This is a genomic window from Pseudomonas sp. 22526 (assembly GCF_052044735.1).
Classification (GTDB): domain Bacteria; phylum Pseudomonadota; class Gammaproteobacteria; order Pseudomonadales; family Pseudomonadaceae; genus Aquipseudomonas; species Aquipseudomonas piscium.
Window position 1 is genome coordinate 262,861 of sequence record NZ_JBQENK010000008.1, and the last position, 15,907, is coordinate 278,767.

The window sequence follows — 15,907 nt, forward strand, 5'->3', positions numbered from 1 at the left end:
TGAGCTGATCGCGGGCAAGCCTCGCTCCTACAGCAGCAAGCGGCTGCGGATGACCTTGTCCACAGCTTAAAGCGCAAATTGTGGAAAACATTCTGCGCAAGCTGGCAAAGCGCGGCATAAAGACGCTGCAAATAGCTGTTTTGCCACGGTTTTGACTTGTCCCCGTTTGCTGTGGAACTGGCTGTGGGTAACGTGGGAGTAGCTGGCTGGGCGCCTTGATCGGCGTGGCCTGCAGGCGAATGGCTGTTTTTTGATCAGGGGTTTTTGCCGGACCTTGAGCCGCCGTTGTCAACCTTTTTATTGTCGCAGGCAAAGGGCGAAAACACCCTGGACAAGCCTGTGGATAAGTCTGTGATTAAACTCTGGAAAGACTCGCCCAGGCAGCGTCGTTACTGGCTTGAAGCCATCCCCCGCCTGACCGCCCGGTCACCTTCGTCGGCCGGGGCTGCATGGACGCCATGTCCGGGTCAAGCAAAAAACTTTCTAAAACCGCCTGCAGCCCCTGTGGATAGCGGCTTGCAGACTTTTGCACTTGCCCCCAAAGACTGTGGAGCGTCCTGTGGATAAGGTGCGTGCATATGGCTGTGGGCCAGGTAGGACGGGGTCTGTAGCGGGTTGGTCGTTTTTTGTACAATTCGCTGTCCCTGTAGCCGCTGCCGCAGGCTGCGATAAGGCCCGAAGGGCCTTTCAGCGATCNATCTTGAAGAGCACGCCCTCTTCGAGGTCGATCGCAGCCTGCGGCAGCGGCTACAGGGAGCAGTCCTCAGCCCGGCAGGGCAACCTCCGGTTGCCGCTGCGATTCAGGCCGGGCATGCTGCGAAACGATTTTTCATTTCCACGGCGGTTCGACGCCCAGCAAGGAGAACACCATGACTTCCACCCTGTTTATTACCGGCGCGACCTCCGGTTTTGGCGAAGCCTGTGCCCGTCGTTTTGCCGAGGCCGGCTGGTCGCTGGTGCTGACCGGGCGCCGCGAGGAGCGTCTCGACGCCCTGTGCGCCGAACTGTCGAAGCAGACCGAAGTGCACGGCCTGGTGCTCGATGTGCGGGACCGCAAGGCCATGGAAGAAGCGATCGCCAACCTGCCGCCGTCCTTCGCCAAGTTGCGCGGGCTGATCAACAACGCCGGCCTGGCCCTGGGGGTCGACCCGGCGCCCAAGTGCGACCTGGACGACTGGGACACCATGGTCGACACCAACATCAAGGGCCTGATGTACAGCACCCGCCTGCTGTTGCCACGGCTGATCGCCCATGGCCGCGGCGCCGGCATCGTCAACCTCGGTTCCATCGCCGGCAACTACCCCTACCCGGGCAGCCACGTGTATGGCGCGAGCAAGGCGTTCGTCAAACAGTTCTCCCTGAACCTGCGTTGCGACCTGCAAGGCACTGGCGTGCGGGTGACCAACATCGAGCCGGGCCTGTGCGAAAGCGAGTTCTCCCTGGTGCGCTTCAAGGGCGACCAGGAGCGTTATGACGCCACCTACGCAGGTGCCGAGCCGATCCAGCCGCAGGACATCGCCGACACCATCTTCTGGGTGCTCAACACCCCGGCCCACGTCAATATCAACAGCCTGGAGCTGATGCCGGTGAGCCAGACCTGGGCCGGCTTCGCCATCGAGCGCAACGCCAAGGGCTGAATGACCATCGCCTGTAGCCGCTGCCGAAGGCTGCGATCGACCGGGAACCGGTCGCAGGATCTTAAGATCGCCGAAGGCCCTCCGGGCCTTATCGCAGCCTGCGGCAGCGGCTACACACCTCACCTGCCGATGCTTCTGGCAACACAGTCGTTCAGGCCCGAATCAGCTCGCACAAGGTAGACTCCCGCTCCGCAATCCACCGCAGCCTTGGATCAAGGCCGCGAATTCAAAGGTTCTCGAGGAGGAAATGTGAGTAACCGAGGTGAGCAGGCACTGCTCAAACAATCGACCATCCTGATGTTCGCCGTGGCGATCGCCGCGATCGTCACGGGTTTTTTTTCCGGTTCCCAATCGATTCTGTTCGATGGTTTTTTTTCGCTGATCGCGACCGTCATCAAGGTCCTGATGCTGATCACCGCCAAGCTGATCGCCAAGGAAAGTAACCAGCGCTTTCAGTTCGGCTTCTGGCACCTGGAGCCTATGGTGCTGTTGATCGAAGGCAGCTTTTTGTTGCTGATTGCGATCTACGCCTTTCTCAGCGGTATGTTCGGCATCATCAACGGTGGCCGGGAGGTCGAACTGGGCCTGGTGATCCCTTTTGCGACGGTGCTTAGCGTCGTCTGTTTCGCCTATTTCTTCTACGTCCGTTATCGCAATCGCAGGTTGAAATCCTCGTTGATCCAGTTCGACAACATCAGCTGGCTGGTGGACGCGATGCTCTCGGTCGGCTTGCTGGTGAGCTTTCTCATCGCGTTGTTGCTCAAGACCCAGGGGTATGGCCAGTGGGCCGCTTACGTCGACCCGTCAATCCTGATCCTGCTGGCACTGAGCATGCTGCCGCCGGCGTTCAAGATCCTCGGCCCAGCCTTGCGCGATGTGCTGGGCATCGTTCCGGACCAGTTGAACGACAAGGTGCGCGGGGTGATGGACGAGGCCAAGGCCAGGCACGGGTTCGACGATTACATCTCCTACGTACAGAAGCATGGTCGGGCGCGTTTCATCGAGATCCATATCGTGCTGCCGGCGGGTTATCCCCTGCACAGCGTGGCGACCCTGGATGAACTGCGCGAAGAGATATCCACAGCCCTCGGCCAGGCCGACGCCGCACGCTGGCTGACCATCAGCTTTACCGGCGATCGCAAGTGGATTGCCTGAGGCCTTTCTGAGCGCAGGCGCTCAATCGCGATCAAGCTTCGCGTTTCTCTGTAGGAGCGAAGCTTGCTCGCGATAGCGTACTGAAGGTCAGCCGAAGTATTCAGCCAAACCGAGATAACAGGTCGCCAGGTGATAAGGCGTGGTCGACGGCATGTCCCGGCGGCTGAGCACGCCATGGGCGTCCAGGCACTCGTTCCAGCCCTTGGCATGCAGGAAGTGTTTTTGCAGCGCCAGCAACTGGTGCTGCAGGCGTTCGGCGCTGTCCTGGCGCAAGGTCAGGGCGCGCAGGTATTCGGCCTGGGCCCAGATGCGCTGGGTCGGGTCGAGCACGCCGCCCTCGATACTCAGCATCCCGCTCACCGCGCCACTGTGGTTATCCACACCGACTTGCTCGGCATAGGCAAAGGCTCGCTCCAGCGAGGCGTGCAACGGACAGCCACGCAGCAGGGCCGAGGACTGCAGCAGGAAGAACCATTCGAACTGGTGTCCCGGTTCGAACCAGTTATCCACAGCCCCCAGGGGTTTTTCCATCATCAGCCCATGCTGTGGCTCGATGAAGCGCTGCTGCATTGCCTCGCACAGGGCCAGCAAGGCGCCTTGCACGGCGGCGTCGTCACGCACGGCCAGGGTGGCGAGGAAGGCTTCGGCCAGGTGCATCAGTGGGTTCTGCAAGGGGCCGGAGGCCAGGGACGACCAGTCCTCGGCGAGGACTGCCTCGTACAGGCCGTCGCCGCTGGCAAAACGTTCGGCCACCACTTTCAGCGCGGCGTTGAGCACCGACTCCACCAGCGGCTCGCGGACCTTGGCCCAGTAATGGGCGCAGGCAAAGATGATGAAGGCGTGGGTGTAGAGGTCCTTGCGCCGGTCCAGCGGCGCGCCCTGGGCATCGATGCTGTAGAACCAGCCACCGTGCTCGGCGTCGTGGAAGTGGCGTTGCAGGGAGCGGAACAGCGCCGCGGCGCGCTCTTGGGCAAGCGGCGTGCGGCCATCGCCGATCAGGCTGGAAAACAGGTACAGCTGCCGGGCGCAGGCCATGGCTCTATAACGTTGCGGCGGCAGCGGGGCATGCTCGGCGTCCAGCGCCTCGAAGGGCAGCGCCAGCTCCGGATTCCAGCCCGGCCCCTGCCAGAGCGGCACGATCAGGGTGTGGAAATGCTGCTGCACGGCCGCAAACAGGGCGGTCGATTCAGGCGGGGAAACGGGGCTGGAAACATCGGGCATTGGCTGGCGTCGTCACGGCAGGGTGGAGTGCGCGACATGGTAGCAGAGAAGGCCCCGGGGATCGTGGTACACGCCGGTGGACGTTTGGTTGTAGGAGCGAAGCTTGCTCGCGATGCGTTCCTGGCGACAGACCNGACCGCATCGCCTGGATCGCGAGCAAGCTTCGCTCCTACAGGGGGTTGTTTCAGCCTGCCAGCAACCAGGCGCCGGTAGCGGCCGACGCCGCACCCGCCAGGCGCACCAGCGGCGCAGCGGCTTGTGGCAGGACCCGTACCACGGCGTAACCGGCCGCGTGCAGTGCCGCGGTGGCGGCGACGAAGCCTGTGGCATAGGTCCAGGGGCTGGACATGTCCGGCAGTTCCAGGCCATGGGCCACACCGTGGAACAGGGCGAACAGCGCGGTGGCGGCCAGCGCCAGGCTCAGCGGCGGACGTACCGCCAGGGCCACGGCCAGGCCGAGGGCCAATACCGACGCGGCGATCCCGCTTTCCAGGGCCGGCAGGTTCAGGCCTTCAAAGCCCAGCACGCCGCCGATCAGCATGGTGCCGACGAAGGTGCAGGGCAGCGCCCAGCGCGCCGCGCCTTGCTGCTGCGCAGCCCACAGGCCGACCGCAAGCATCGCCAGCAAGTGGTCGAGGCCGCCGATCGGGTGGCTGATACCGGCCATCAGGCCGTTGTCGCCGTGGCCCGGGTGAGCGAAGGCCAGGGCGGGAGTCAGCAGCAGGGCGAGGGTGCCGAAAATGTGTTTGAGGGTCATGGACAGGCTTCCTTGTTGAGCTGTTTGAAAAGTGCGATCAGGCCGCGGTCAGCAGTCCCTGGCGTTCGATAAAGGCGATGATTTCCTCCAGGCCCTGGCCGGTCTTCTGATTGCTGAAGACGAACGGCTTGCCGCCGCGCATGCGCTGGGTATCGCCGTTCATCATCTCCAGCGAAGCACCCACCAATGGCGCCAGGTCGATCTTGTTGATCACCAGCAGGTCGGACTTGCAGATACCCGGGCCGCCCTTGCGCGGCAGCTTGTCGCCCGCCGACACGTCGATCACGTAGATGGTCAGGTCGGACAGTTCCGGGCTGAAGGTCGCCGACAGGTTGTCGCCGCCGGACTCCACCAGGATCAGGTCAAGGCCGGGAAAACGCCGGTTCAGTTGATCCACCGCTTCGAGGTTGATCGAGGCGTCTTCGCGAATCGCCGTGTGCGGGCAGCCGCCGGTTTCCACGCCGATGATGCGTTCGGGCGCCAGGGCCTCGTTGCGCACCAGGAAGTCGGCGTCTTCGCGGGTGTAGATATCGTTGGTCACCACGGCCAGGTTGTAGCGTTCGCGCAGGGCCAGGCACAGGGCCAGGGTCAGGGCGGTCTTGCCGGAGCCCACCGGGCCGCCGATGCCGACGCGCAGAGGTTGTGTGTTCATGTGGCTCTCCAAAATAAAAGGACTTATGAACGGAACAGGCGGCTGTACTGGCGCTCATGGGCCATGCACGCCAGGGACAGGCCGAAGGCGGCGCTGCCGTATTGTTCGGGGTCGAGGTTCGAGGCATGGCGCTGGGCTTGTTGCAACAGCGGCAGCAGTTCGCTGGTCAGGCGTTGGGCTGCCTGCTGGCCCAGGGGCAGGGTTTTCATCAGCACCGCCAGCTGGTTTTCCAGCCAGCTCCACAGCCAGGCGGCCAGGGCGTCCTGCGGGCTGATGTGCCAGGCCCGCGCGGCCAGGGCCCAGCCCAGGGCCAGGTGCGGCTCGGCAATCTGCTCGAGAAAGGCCCGGGCCGGCGCATCCAGCTCGGGCAGGCCGTTCAGCAACTGTTGCAGGGAGTAGCCCATCTGCCGGCTTTCCTGGTGCAGCTCGCGGGTTTCGCGGCTGGCGCGATGTTCCTGGCACAGCTGCAGCAACTGCGCCCAGTCCTCATCGGCGGCCGCCTGACAATGGGCCAGCAACAGCGGCGCTTCGAAGCGCGCCAGGTTGAGCAGCAGCTGGTCGCCGATCCAGCGCCGGGCGCTGTGCGGGTCCTTGACCGTGGCCTGTTCCACAGCCATTTCCAGGCCCTGGGAATAGCTGTAGCCGCCAATCGGCAGCTGTGGACTGGCCAGGCGCAGCAGGGCCCAGGCCGGATTCATGGGCGCACGCCGAACTGGTGCAGCCGCGGCGCGTAGTTGAAGTCCTCGTCGCCGTGGCGGGAATGGTGATGGCCGCCGCCGTAGGCGCCGTGTTCCGGCTGGAACGGCGCCTCGATGGTTTCGGTGCTGGCGCCGAGCTGTTCGAGCATGGCCTTGAGCACATAGTCGTCCAGCAGGCGCAGCCAGCCATCGCCGACTTGCAGGGCAACGTGGCGGTTGCCCAGGTGGTAGGCGGCGCGGGTCAGTTCGAAGGCATTGCGGCAGGTGACATGCAGCAGGGTTTCCGGGCGCGCGCAGACCCGCACGATCCGGCCGTCCTCGGCTTGCAGGCATTCGCCGTCGTGCAGCGGCGGCTGGCCACGCTCCAGAAACAGCCCGACGTCTTCGCCGTCGGCACTAAAACAGCGCAAACGGCTTTTGCTGCGGGCTTCGAAGGTCAGGTGCAACTCGGCGGACCAGTCGGGTTGCGGCGCGATTCTGCGATGAATCACCAGCATTGGAAGGCTTCCAGCTATGAGCGATGCAGGGTGTAGAGCAAGTGCCTTGCCAATCGCCCGGTCTGATCGGAAACAGGTGGGAAGCGCCTGAAAATGGGGCAGGCTTCTGTTTTATTTTGTTACAAATTCAAGATTCGACCTGATTTATAGCACTGACTTGGTGCGCTGTGCTGTTTTTTGATGCGCGGCAAAGCGCCGCTCTGGCGCAGGCCATAGCGGGCATGTGAGGCGGTGGAGGAGGTGGTGCGGGTTGAGCGAAGCGGCGGGCTTATTCCGTGCTGCCCAGCCCCTGCCAATGCTTGAGGCCGATAAAGATGAAACGCAGCTGTTGGGTGATTTTCGCCTGGGGCGTGAGGTGCTCGGGCAGGGCCTCGGCAGGCGGGTCGATGATGTCCGGCAAGGTGGCGAACACGCTTTTGACGATCAGGTCGGCCATCACCGTCAGGTCGGCGATGTTCAGGTGTTGCAGCTTGGGCATCAGGGTCAGGTCGGCTGCCAGGTCGGAACTGATGTTTTCCCGCAGGCTGGCGATCGCCTGGCGCACCGGCAGCGAACCGCCGTACTGCTCGCGGGCGAGAAACAGGAACTGCGAACGGTTGGCCGCCACCACGTCGAGGAAGATTCGTACCGAGGCATCGATGATGCCGCCCATGACAAATTCGTTATGGCGCACCAGGCGGATGGTTTCGCGGAAGGTCTGGCCGACTTCGCTGACCAGTTCCAGGCCGAGCTGGTCCATATCGGCGAAATGCCGGTAGAAACCGGTCGGCACTATGCCGGCGGTTTTCGCCACTTCGCGCAGGCTCAGGCTGCCGAAGCCGCGGCCGCATTCCATCAGGTGGCGGGCAGCGTCCATCAAAGCGTTGCGAGTCTGTTGTTTCTGTTCGGCGCGGGGCAGCATCGGCTGACTGGTTTTCTGATCAAGAGAGCGGCGCACTCTAGCAAATCAACTTTGCCGGCGTCGAACCTGGTGGGGGCGGTGGGTTGAAGGCGAGGCTTGGATCGGAGTGGCACAGTGCAGGACTAAAACGACGCAGCTCAGGAAAAACAAAGCCCGATCCAGGGACCGGGCTTTTTTGTAGAGGCATCATAGGCTTGACTCACAGCTGGGTTGCGTTAGGCCAAACGGTCGTTGCCGTCTTAAACCAGACCTTTCTCTTCCAGGCGATCACGGCCGCCTTCAGCTACAGCTTGGCCCAGGGGAGTGCGATCGAAGCCGTCTTCAGCCAGGGTCTGACCTTGTGGGGTGCGGTCGCTACCATCGGCAGCCAGGGTCTGGCCTTGTGGAGTGCGGTCGCTGCCGTCGGAAGCCAGGGTCTGGCCTTGTGGAGTGCGGTCGCTACCGTCGGAAGCCAGAGTCTGACCTTGTGGAGTGCGGTCGCTACCGTCGGCAGCCAGGGTTTGGCCTTGTGGGGTGCGGTCGCTGCCATCGGAAGCCAGGGTCTGGGTGAATACCGAGGTGCTTGCCTTGACTTGTGGGGTAGCCTGTTCAGCGGCTGGCAGGGCGAAAGCGTTGGCTGCCAGAATCGAGAGGGTCAGGCTAAGCAGTAATTGGCGTTTCATGATGAGTTGCTCCTTGGGGGGGCGATAAAGTGGGTACGGAGCCAATGTTACGCGCGCTAATTCGATATAAAAGTTCATAAAGACAATGGTAATAATCAACAGAATTGATTGTTCGGCCCGAGGGCTCTAGAACGGGCGTTTTCGAAGAAGGGTTTTGCACCGGGGTGGGTATTTTCGACCCATCCGCGCCTCGCGAAAGTGCGGCGGCGGTAACGCCAAGCTGGCGCTTCGGTCAGAAAAAACCGTGCTTTTGTGGCTGATCCGCGGCTTTGGGTTAAACCTGCGAGCCGTTTGTCAGTCCTAGTTCTCATGACCGGTGGATTTCAACCCCGGCAGTTCATAAGGGCGTCGCCATCCAGGCGCCCGTCAGCAGTCAGGAGCCCTGTGCATGACGCGCACCCGTAAAATTTTCGCCTGGACAGCCGGTAGCCTTTTCCTGCTGCTGGCCGTGCTGGTACTGATCATCGCGTTCTTCGATTGGAACCGGATCAAGCCGCCACTCAATGCCAAAGTCTCCGAAGAACTGCATCGACCCTTCGCCATCAACGGCAACCTGGCGGTGGTCTGGCAGCGCGAGCCCGACGAAGGCGGCTGGCGGGCCTGGGTGCCCTGGCCGCATGTGGTGGCCGAAGACCTGACCCTGGGCAACCCCGAGTGGTCCAAGGCGCCGCAGATGGTCAGCCTCAAGCGCGTCGAATTGCGCATTTCGCCCTTGGCATTGCTGGCGCAGCGCGTGCGCATTCCGCGTATCGACCTCACTGAGCCGAATGCCGCCCTTGAGCGCCTGGCCGACGGCCGCGCCAACTGGACCTTCCAGTTCGACCCGAAAGACCCGAATGCCGAGCCCTCCAACTGGGTGGTGGATATCGGCGCCATCGGTTTCGACAAAGGGCATATCACCCTCAATGACCAAAGCCTGAAAACCCGCCTCGACCTGCTGGTCGATCCGCTGGGCAAGCCGATTCCGTTCAGCGACATCGTCGGCGACAAGGCGGCGAAGAAAGCCGAGGAGAAAGGCTCCGCGCCCCAGTCCTATGCCTTTGCCTTCAAGGCCAAGGGGCAGTATCACGGCCAGGCGCTGGCCGGCTCCGGCAAGATCGGCGGCCTGCTGGCGCTGCAGGATGCGAGCAAGCCGTTCCCGCTGCAGGTCCAGGCAACGATCGGCGATACCCGCGTCGAACTGGCCGGCACCCTGACCGACCCGCTCAACCTCGGTGCGCTGGACCTGCGCATGAAGCTCGCCGGCACCAGCCTGGGCAACCTGTACCCGCTAACCGGCGTGACCCTGCCGGACTCGCCGGCCTATGCCACCGATGGCCATCTGACCGCGCAGCTGCGCGATCCGGCCGGGGCGAAGTTCCAGTACCAGGACTTCAACGGCAAGATCGGCGACAGCGACATTCATGGCAATCTGACCTACGTCGCCAGCCAGCCGCGGCCCAAGCTGAGCGGCGCGCTGGTGTCCAATCAGTTGCTGTTCAGCGACCTGGCGCCGCTGATCGGCGCCGACTCCAACGCCGAGCAGAAGGCCCGTGGCGGCGACAGCAAGCAGCCGGCGGACAAGGTGCTGCCGGTGGAAGAGTTCCGCACCGAGCGCTGGCGCGACATGGACGCCGATGTCGAATTCACCGGCAAGCGCATCGTCCACAGCGCCGATTTGCCCTTCACCGACCTGTACACCCACCTTGTGCTCGACGACGGGCGCCTGAGCCTGGAGCCGCTGCGTTTCGGCGTGGCCGGCGGCAAGCTGGACGCGCAGATTCGCCTCAACGGCCAGGCCACGCCGCTGGAAGGCCGGGCCAAACTGACCGCGCGCAACTTCAAGCTCAAGCAGCTGTTCCCGACCTTCGAGCCGATGAAAACCAGCTTCGGCGAACTCAACGGCGATGCCGATATCGCCGGGCGCGGCAATTCGGTGGCGGCCCTGCTCGGCAGCGCCAACGGCGAGCTGAAGATGCTGATCAACGACGGCGCCATCAGCCGCAGCCTGATGGAGATCGCCGGGCTCAACGTCGGCAACTATGTGATCGGCAAGATGTTTGGCGACAAGGAAGTGAAGATCAATTGCGCCGCCGCCGACTTCGGCATCAAGACCGGCCTGGCCACCAGTCGTCTGTTCGTGTTCGATACCGAGAACGCGATCATCTACATCGACGGCACCGCGAACATGGCCAGCGAGCAACTGGACCTGACCATCACGCCTGAGTCCAAGGGCCTGCGCCTGTTCTCCCTGCGTTCGCCGCTCTATGTGCAAGGCAAGTTCAGCAAGCCGGAGGCCGGGGTCAAGGCCGTGCCGCTGATGTTGCGCGGCGCGGGCATGGTGGCGCTGGGGGTGATCGCCGGGCCGGCGGCCGGGTTGCTGGCGCTGGTGGCGCCGAGCGGCGGCGAGCCGAACCAGTGCGCGCCGCTGCTCCAGCAGATGCGCTCGGGCAAGGCGCCGGTGGCGGTCAAACCGACCCGTTAAGCTCATGCCTCCCTGTAGGAACAGCCGGTCGACGCTCGATTGCTCGCGATGAACGATAACGCGGTACTACAGACACTCCGCGGCGTCTGGATCGCGGGCAAGCCTCGCTCCTACGGGGACGGATGGCCCCAGGCATCCAGTGTAGGAGGGCATCAGCCGGCGGCGAGCATCGGATGCCCGGCCGCCTGGGCTTCTTCGCGCAACCACTGGAAAAATGCTCGCACCGGCGGATGCCGTTCGCGTCCGGGCACGCACAGCGCGCTGTAGCCCGCGCCGTCGACGTGGATCTCGGGGCGATAGGGCACCAGCAGGCCGCTGCCCACGCTTTCCGACACCAGGATATTGCTGGCCAGCACCAGGCCCTGGCCGGCGATGGCCGCCTGCAGGGCGTAGTGTTCCTCGTCGTATTCGCGAAACACCGGGCGGTCCTGCATCCAGCTTTCCTCCGCCTTGTCGCACCAGGCCTCCCAGCCATGGGCATAGAGCTTGGAGTTGTGCCAGCGCACGCTGATCAGCGTCGGTGTCTGCTGGCGGGCCAGGGCCACCTGTTCCGGCGAGCCATAGACCGCGAAGCACTCGTCGAATAGGCACAGCCCATAGAGGTTCGGGTAGTCGTCCAGGCTGTAGCGGATCACCAGGTCGACGCTCGCATCCTGCTGCAGGTCGATGACCTCGCAGTTGGTGTCCAGGCGCAGGTTGATGTTCGGATGCCGGGCATAAAAACGCCCCAGGCGCGGCACCAGCCACAGCGCGGCGAAGGCCGGCGTGGTGGAGATCATCAGGTTCGCGCCGCTGCGTTGCGGGCGCAGGCTGTCGACGCTCTGCGCCACTTCCAGCAAGGCACCGTGCAGGCTGTGGAACAGGCGCTCGCCGCATTCGGTCAGGCGCACCTGGCGCGGCAGGCGCTGGAACAGCGGCACGCCCAGCCAGCTTTCCAGGGAGCGGATCTGGTGGGAAATCGCCGTGGGCGTGACCGACAGCTCCTCGGCGGCGGCCTTGAAACTCAGGAGCCGGGACGCCGATTCGAAGGCGCGCAAAGCGGTCAGCGGCAGGTTGGCAAACATAAAGGGTCACCTTATGGATGAAATGGATTCATCCTGATCAACTATTGCTCATTTGTTCAGAGGGGCCGGCACCAATAGCTTTATTCCTTGCCCAGGAAGGCTTTTACGGTCTTCCGCAATGATCCAGGATGAGGAATGACAGATGAGCAGAATTATAGCAGTACATGGCAGCCCCCGTGGCGAACGCTCCCATTCGCGGCGGCTGACGGAAAGTTTTCTCCAGGCCTGGCTCGAGGCCCATCCCCAGGGCCAACTGACCCGCCGGGAAGTCGGCCGCGCCTCGCTACCCCATGTCAACGAGGCCTTCGTCGCCGCGGCGTTTTATCCCGAGCCCCAGGCGCGGCCCCTGTCGATGCAGGCCGACCTGGCCCTGAGCGACGAGCTGGTGACGGAGTTGCTGGAGCATGAGCTGCTGGTGATCTCGGCGCCGATGTACAACTTCAGCGTGCCCAGCGGCCTCAAGGCCTGGGTCGACCAGATCGTGCGCCTGGGCCTGACCTTCAATACCGTTCAGGACAACGGCATCGCCCAGTACGAGCCGCTGGTGCGGGGCAAGAAAGCGCTGATCGTCACCAGTCGCGGCGGCTTCGGCTTTGGCCCGGGTGGCGAGCTGGAGTTCATGAACCATGCCGATCCATGGTTGCGCACCGCGCTGGGTTTTATCGGTATCGACGACGTCACGGTGGTCGCGGCCGAAGGCGAGGAATCGGCCGAGCGCACGTTCCAGGTGTCCTGCGCCGAAGCCGAGCAGCGCCTGCTGGCGCTGGCGCGGACCTTCTGAGGAGGCGACATGGCCTGGCTGTTCTTGCTGATCGCCGCCGCCTTCGAAGTCACCTTCGCCATGGGCATGAAATACGCCGAGGGTTTCACCCGGCTATGGCCGTCGCTGCTGACGGTGGTGGCCGCGGTGGGCGGCATCTACTTCCTGACCCTGGCGATGCGTGAGCTGCCGGTGAGCATCGCCTACCCGATCTGGACCGCCATCGGTTCCCTGGGCACGGTGTTCCTCGGTTTTGCCTTGCTGGGGGAGAGCCTGACGCTGGTCAAGCTGGTGTCGGTGGGGCTGATCGTGGCCGGGGTGGTGGGGTTGAAATAGGCGCTATATGGACGAACCGCGCGCCCTTGTAGGAGCGAAGCTTGCTCGCGATGGGCTGAGTAGCAGCCCCAAACCCGCTGCGGTTCTACTGGAAGAAATGTATTGCCTGANTTCGCTCCTACGGGGTCGGGGGCGGTCCATATATCTCCAATCCCCTGTAGCAAAGCTTGCTCGCGATGGAACCCGGGGAATGTCATACAGTGGTCGTGAAGCTGTCATCTTGGCTGTCGATGCTCTTGGCTGCTGTCCTGCATCCAGCCTTGGGCGCTGATATCCCTGATACAAGTCCGATCACAAGGATGTTCCCATGTCCCAAGAGCTTGCCACGCGTTACCCGCTGGTCCTGGTCCCCGGCATGCTGGGGTTTATCCGGCTGGTGCTGTACTCCTACTGGTTCGGCATCGAGTCGGCGTTGCGTCGCGGCGGGGCCACGGTGATTGCCGTGCAGGTTTCGCCGCTGCATAGCACTGAGGTGCGCGGCGAGCAGTTGCTGGCGCGGATCGAGGAGATCCGCCGCGAAACCGGCGCCGACAAGGTCAACCTGATCGGCCACAGCCAGGGTTCGCTCACCGCCCGCTACGCCGCGGCCAAACGGCCGGATTGGGTGGCCTCGGTGACCTCGGTGGCCGGGCCCAACCATGGCTCGGAGCTGGCCGACTACATCGAGCGCCACCACTCCATCGACACCCTGCGCGGGCGGGTGCTGAGTTTTATCCTGCAGGTGATTGCCGTGCTGATGAGCTGGCTGGACACCGGCTATCGCGGGCCGAAGCTGCCGGCGGATATCCATGCCTCGCACCGCTCGCTGACCAGCGAGGGCGTGGCCCTGTTCAACCGCCAGTACCCCCAGGGCCTGCCGGAAACCTGGGGCGGGCAGGGGCCGGAAGAGGTCAACGGGGTGCGCTACTACTCCTGGTCCGGCACCTTGCAGCCGGGCAAGACCAATCGTGGGCGCAACCTGTTCGACGGCACCAACCGCAGCTGCCGGCTGTTCGCCAGGACCTTTGTCCGCGAGGCCGGGCAGTGCGATGGCATGGTCGGCCGCTACAGCTCGCACCTGGGCACGGTGATTGGCGACGATTACCCCCTGGACCACTTCGATATCGTCAACCAGTCGCTGGGGCTGGTGGGCCGGGGCGCCGAGCCGATCCGATTGTTCGTCGAGCATGCGCAGCGGCTGAAAGCGGCTGGGGTATAGCCAGCGATATCGCGTCATCGTTGATCGCGGGCATACAGATACACCTTTGTAGGAGCGAGGCTTGCCCGCGATGACTATCGATCAGGCGACGCCGACCTTACGCCCCAACACGGTGGTCCAGCGCTCGGAAAGAATCACCCCGCCCAGGGTCAGCACCCCACCCACCAGGTGATACAGCGCCAGCTGCTCATGCAGCACCACGGCGGCGATCAGCGCGGTAATCAGCGGCAGCAGGTTGAAGAACAGCGTGGTGCGGCTCGGCCCCAGGCGCACCACCGCCTGCATCCAGGCCAGCGGCGCGAGCATCGAGGCCAGCAGGCAGGCGTAGAGCACCAGGGGAATGTTGTGCAGGGTCAGGCCGGTTTTCGGCGAGGCCAAGAACAGCGGAAACAGCACCACCACGGCTACCAGCACCTGCAGGTACAGCAGCACCAGCGGCGGCAGGCGCAGCTGCCATTTTTTCAGCAGGGTGCTGTAGATCGCATAGGCCAGGGTGGCGATCAGCATCATCGCGTCGCCCAGGTTCACCCCGTGTTCCAGCAGCACCTCGAGGCTGCCGGACGACACCACCACCAGCACCCCGGCAAACGACAGCACCGCGCCGACCAGGGCCCCGGCCGTCAGGCGCTGGCCGAGGCTGGCGATTGCCATGGCCAGCGACATCAGCGGCATCAGCGAGAGGATGATGCCCATGTTGGTGGCCGAGGTCAGGGTGGCGGCGAAGTAGGCCAGGCTCTGATACACCGCCATGCCCAGCACGCCGAGGATGAAGATCTTGCCCTGGTTCGGGCGGATCACTGCCCAGTGGGCGAGCACCGCCTTGAGCATGAAAGGCGTGAACAGCAGGCCGGCCAGCAGCCAGCGATAGAAACCGATCTCCGCGGGGAAGATCGCCCCGACCGCCAGTTTGTTGATGACGGTATTGCCGGCCCAGATAAAGACGGCCAGTAACGGATAAGCGTATTGCATGAGGACAACCAGAGCGTTGATGAAGGCTGATTATCCCCCTGTCTGGATCCAGGCCTATACTTCAATCCAGACAACCCGCCCCTGAATCCGGACAGCATGAGCAAAAAACACATCGACCTGCTGCCCTTCAGCGGTCTGCCGGCCCCGGTGTACTTTCGCTATGCCGATTTCGACGCCCACAGCCATGCGCTGGAACATCGTCACCCCTGGGGCTGCCTGGAGTATTCGGCCCATGGCGTGATGCATATGGAGATCGCTGGCCAGTGCTTTATGTCGCCGCCGCAGTACGCCATCTGGATTCCGCCGGGCACCGAGCACAGTTTCTACAGTCCGCAGCCGATCGTGTACCGCGCCGTGTGCCTGGCCCCGGAGCTGTGCCGGGTGCTGCCGCAGCAGGCCTGCACCCTGGCCATCAGCGACATTCTCAAGGCGATCCTCAAGGACTTCGCCGCGCGCGACGTGCAGATCCCCGAGCAGGAGGCGGACAGCCGCCTGGCCCAGGTGATGCTCGACCAGTTGCAACAGGCGCCAGTGCATGACGGTTACCTGCCTTATGCCAGCAGCCCGGCCTTGCTCGGTGTGCTGGAGGCGTTGCAGGCCGCCCCGGGGGATAACCGCGCACTGGCCGATTGGGCGCGGCAGATCCATGTCAGCGAACGCACCCTGGCCCGGCAATTCGTGCGCGAGCTGGGCATGAGTTTCGGCGAGTGGCGCCAGCGCCTGCGCTTCCTGGCCTCCATCGAGGCCCTGGACACTGCGCGCAGTGTCCAGGAGGTGGCGTTCGACATGGGCTACAGCAGCGCCTCGGCGTTTATCGCGATGTTTCAGCGCCAGGCCGGTTGCACCCCCGAGCAGTACCGGCGCACCAGCCTACAGAACAGGTGAACCTGTAACAGGGTTTGTCTACACTGCGCTGGAGGCCGCGCCCGTCGGTGC

At 63.8% G+C, this 15,907-nt stretch carries 16 protein-coding genes; 7 read left to right on the plus strand and 9 right to left on the minus strand.

Features of this window, described 5'->3' with window-relative positions; all coding sequences use genetic code 11:
* Positions 1-869: 869 nt before the first annotated feature.
* The gene (locus ACTJKT_RS14750; protein ID WP_007925222.1) at positions 870-1,637 is read left to right on the plus strand and encodes an SDR family oxidoreductase; all 768 of its coding nucleotides are present in this window, start codon (positions 870-872) and stop codon (positions 1,635-1,637) included.
* A gap of 249 nt (positions 1,638-1,886) precedes the next feature.
* Positions 1,887-2,792, plus strand: a complete 906-nt coding sequence (locus ACTJKT_RS14755) for a cation diffusion facilitator family transporter (protein WP_440787588.1) — start codon at positions 1,887-1,889, stop codon at positions 2,790-2,792.
* 87 nt (positions 2,793-2,879) lie between these two features.
* Here the strand turns inward: ACTJKT_RS14755 and ACTJKT_RS14760 are convergent, their stop codons facing one another.
* From ACTJKT_RS14760 to ACTJKT_RS14790, 7 genes are all read right to left on the minus strand, one after another.
* A complete protein-coding gene (locus ACTJKT_RS14760) occupies positions 2,880-4,013 on the minus strand; it encodes an AGE family epimerase/isomerase (RefSeq protein ID WP_440787589.1) in 1,134 nt (377 codons plus the stop codon).
* A gap of 184 nt (positions 4,014-4,197) precedes the next feature.
* Positions 4,198-4,770: a HupE/UreJ family protein gene (locus ACTJKT_RS14765; RefSeq protein WP_440787590.1), complete on the minus strand. Its 573-nt coding sequence runs from the start codon at positions 4,768-4,770 to the stop codon at positions 4,198-4,200.
* Between the two features lie 37 nt (positions 4,771-4,807).
* Positions 4,808-5,422 carry an urease accessory protein UreG gene (gene ureG / locus ACTJKT_RS14770; RefSeq protein ID WP_440787591.1) on the minus strand — a complete coding sequence of 205 codons (615 nt, stop codon included), beginning with the start codon at positions 5,420-5,422 and terminating at the stop codon, positions 4,808-4,810.
* Between the two features lie 23 nt (positions 5,423-5,445).
* Positions 5,446-6,120 carry an urease accessory protein UreF gene (locus ACTJKT_RS14775; protein WP_440787592.1) on the minus strand — a complete coding sequence of 225 codons (675 nt, stop codon included), beginning with the start codon at positions 6,118-6,120 and terminating at the stop codon, positions 5,446-5,448.
* The gene (gene ureE / locus ACTJKT_RS14780; RefSeq protein ID WP_063428046.1) at positions 6,117-6,617 is read right to left on the minus strand and encodes an urease accessory protein UreE; all 501 of its coding nucleotides are present in this window, start codon (positions 6,615-6,617) and stop codon (positions 6,117-6,119) included. The genes ACTJKT_RS14775 and ureE overlap by 4 nt, the downstream gene beginning before the upstream one ends.
* A gap of 268 nt (positions 6,618-6,885) precedes the next feature.
* Positions 6,886-7,518 (minus strand): TetR family transcriptional regulator, encoded by a 633-nt coding sequence (locus ACTJKT_RS14785; RefSeq protein WP_440787634.1) that lies wholly within the window; start codon positions 7,516-7,518, stop codon positions 6,886-6,888.
* Between the two features lie 239 nt (positions 7,519-7,757).
* Positions 7,758-8,180: a hypothetical protein gene (locus ACTJKT_RS14790; protein ID WP_440787593.1), complete on the minus strand. Its 423-nt coding sequence runs from the start codon at positions 8,178-8,180 to the stop codon at positions 7,758-7,760.
* Between the two features lie 388 nt (positions 8,181-8,568).
* On the opposite strand from ACTJKT_RS14790, the gene ACTJKT_RS14795 reads away from it, so the two are divergent.
* Complete coding sequence (locus ACTJKT_RS14795; RefSeq protein WP_440787594.1) at positions 8,569-10,644, plus strand: AsmA family protein; 2,076 nt, start codon at positions 8,569-8,571, stop codon at positions 10,642-10,644.
* Positions 10,645-10,796: 152 nt separating this feature from the next.
* Here ACTJKT_RS14795 and ACTJKT_RS14800 read toward each other — a convergent pair whose 3' ends face one another.
* A complete protein-coding gene (locus ACTJKT_RS14800) occupies positions 10,797-11,708 on the minus strand; it encodes a LysR substrate-binding domain-containing protein (protein ID WP_440787595.1) in 912 nt (303 codons plus the stop codon).
* Between the two features lie 142 nt (positions 11,709-11,850).
* Between ACTJKT_RS14800 and ACTJKT_RS14805 the strand changes: the two genes are divergently transcribed.
* The 3 genes from ACTJKT_RS14805 (at position 11,851) to ACTJKT_RS14815 (ending at position 14,002) form a co-directional block, all read left to right on the plus strand.
* On the plus strand, positions 11,851-12,489 hold the full coding sequence (locus ACTJKT_RS14805) for an FMN-dependent NADH-azoreductase (RefSeq protein WP_440787596.1): 639 nt from the start codon (positions 11,851-11,853) through the stop codon (positions 12,487-12,489).
* Between the two features lie 9 nt (positions 12,490-12,498).
* Positions 12,499-12,804, plus strand: coding sequence for a DMT family transporter (locus tag ACTJKT_RS14810; RefSeq protein ID WP_440787597.1), 306 nt, complete (start codon positions 12,499-12,501; stop codon positions 12,802-12,804).
* Between the two features lie 307 nt (positions 12,805-13,111).
* The gene (locus tag ACTJKT_RS14815; protein WP_440787598.1) at positions 13,112-14,002 is read left to right on the plus strand and encodes an esterase/lipase family protein; all 891 of its coding nucleotides are present in this window, start codon (positions 13,112-13,114) and stop codon (positions 14,000-14,002) included.
* Between the two features lie 81 nt (positions 14,003-14,083).
* Here the strand turns inward: ACTJKT_RS14815 and ACTJKT_RS14820 are convergent, their stop codons facing one another.
* Positions 14,084-14,971, minus strand: coding sequence for a DMT family transporter (locus ACTJKT_RS14820; protein ID WP_440787599.1), 888 nt, complete (start codon positions 14,969-14,971; stop codon positions 14,084-14,086).
* A 96-nt stretch (positions 14,972-15,067) separates the two neighbouring features.
* Between ACTJKT_RS14820 and ACTJKT_RS14825 the strand changes: the two genes are divergently transcribed.
* Positions 15,068-15,856 (plus strand): AraC family transcriptional regulator, encoded by a 789-nt coding sequence (locus tag ACTJKT_RS14825; protein ID WP_440787600.1) that lies wholly within the window; start codon positions 15,068-15,070, stop codon positions 15,854-15,856.
* Positions 15,857-15,907 lie beyond the last annotated feature (51 nt).

Excerpts from the sequence above, each read along its gene's own strand:
- ACTJKT_RS14750 (WP_007925222.1), top strand. The coding sequence starts at position 870 with ATGACTTCCACCCTGTTTATTACCGGCGCGACCTCCGGTTTTGGCGAA.
- ACTJKT_RS14760 (WP_440787589.1), bottom strand. The coding sequence starts at position 4,013 with ATGCCCGATGTTTCCAGCCCCGTTTCCCCGCCTGAATCGACCGCCCTG.
- ACTJKT_RS14765 (WP_440787590.1), bottom strand. The coding sequence starts at position 4,770 with ATGACCCTCAAACACATTTTCGGCACCCTCGCCCTGCTGCTGACTCCC.
- ureG (WP_440787591.1), bottom strand. The coding sequence starts at position 5,422 with ATGAACACACAACCTCTGCGCGTCGGCATCGGCGGCCCGGTGGGCTCC.
- ACTJKT_RS14775 (WP_440787592.1), bottom strand. The coding sequence starts at position 6,120 with ATGAATCCGGCCTGGGCCCTGCTGCGCCTGGCCAGTCCACAGCTGCCG.
- ureE (WP_063428046.1), bottom strand. The coding sequence starts at position 6,617 with ATGCTGGTGATTCATCGCAGAATCGCGCCGCAACCCGACTGGTCCGCC.
- ACTJKT_RS14785 (WP_440787634.1), bottom strand. The coding sequence starts at position 7,518 with ATGCTGCCCCGCGCCGAACAGAAACAACAGACTCGCAACGCTTTGATG.
- ACTJKT_RS14790 (WP_440787593.1), bottom strand. The coding sequence starts at position 8,180 with ATGAAACGCCAATTACTGCTTAGCCTGACCCTCTCGATTCTGGCAGCC.
- ACTJKT_RS14795 (WP_440787594.1), top strand. The coding sequence starts at position 8,569 with ATGACGCGCACCCGTAAAATTTTCGCCTGGACAGCCGGTAGCCTTTTC.
- ACTJKT_RS14800 (WP_440787595.1), bottom strand. The coding sequence starts at position 11,708 with ATGTTTGCCAACCTGCCGCTGACCGCTTTGCGCGCCTTCGAATCGGCG.
- ACTJKT_RS14805 (WP_440787596.1), top strand. The coding sequence starts at position 11,851 with ATGAGCAGAATTATAGCAGTACATGGCAGCCCCCGTGGCGAACGCTCC.
- ACTJKT_RS14810 (WP_440787597.1), top strand. The coding sequence starts at position 12,499 with ATGGCCTGGCTGTTCTTGCTGATCGCCGCCGCCTTCGAAGTCACCTTC.
- ACTJKT_RS14815 (WP_440787598.1), top strand. The coding sequence starts at position 13,112 with ATGTCCCAAGAGCTTGCCACGCGTTACCCGCTGGTCCTGGTCCCCGGC.
- ACTJKT_RS14820 (WP_440787599.1), bottom strand. The coding sequence starts at position 14,971 with ATGCAATACGCTTATCCGTTACTGGCCGTCTTTATCTGGGCCGGCAAT.
- ACTJKT_RS14825 (WP_440787600.1), top strand. The coding sequence starts at position 15,068 with ATGAGCAAAAAACACATCGACCTGCTGCCCTTCAGCGGTCTGCCGGCC.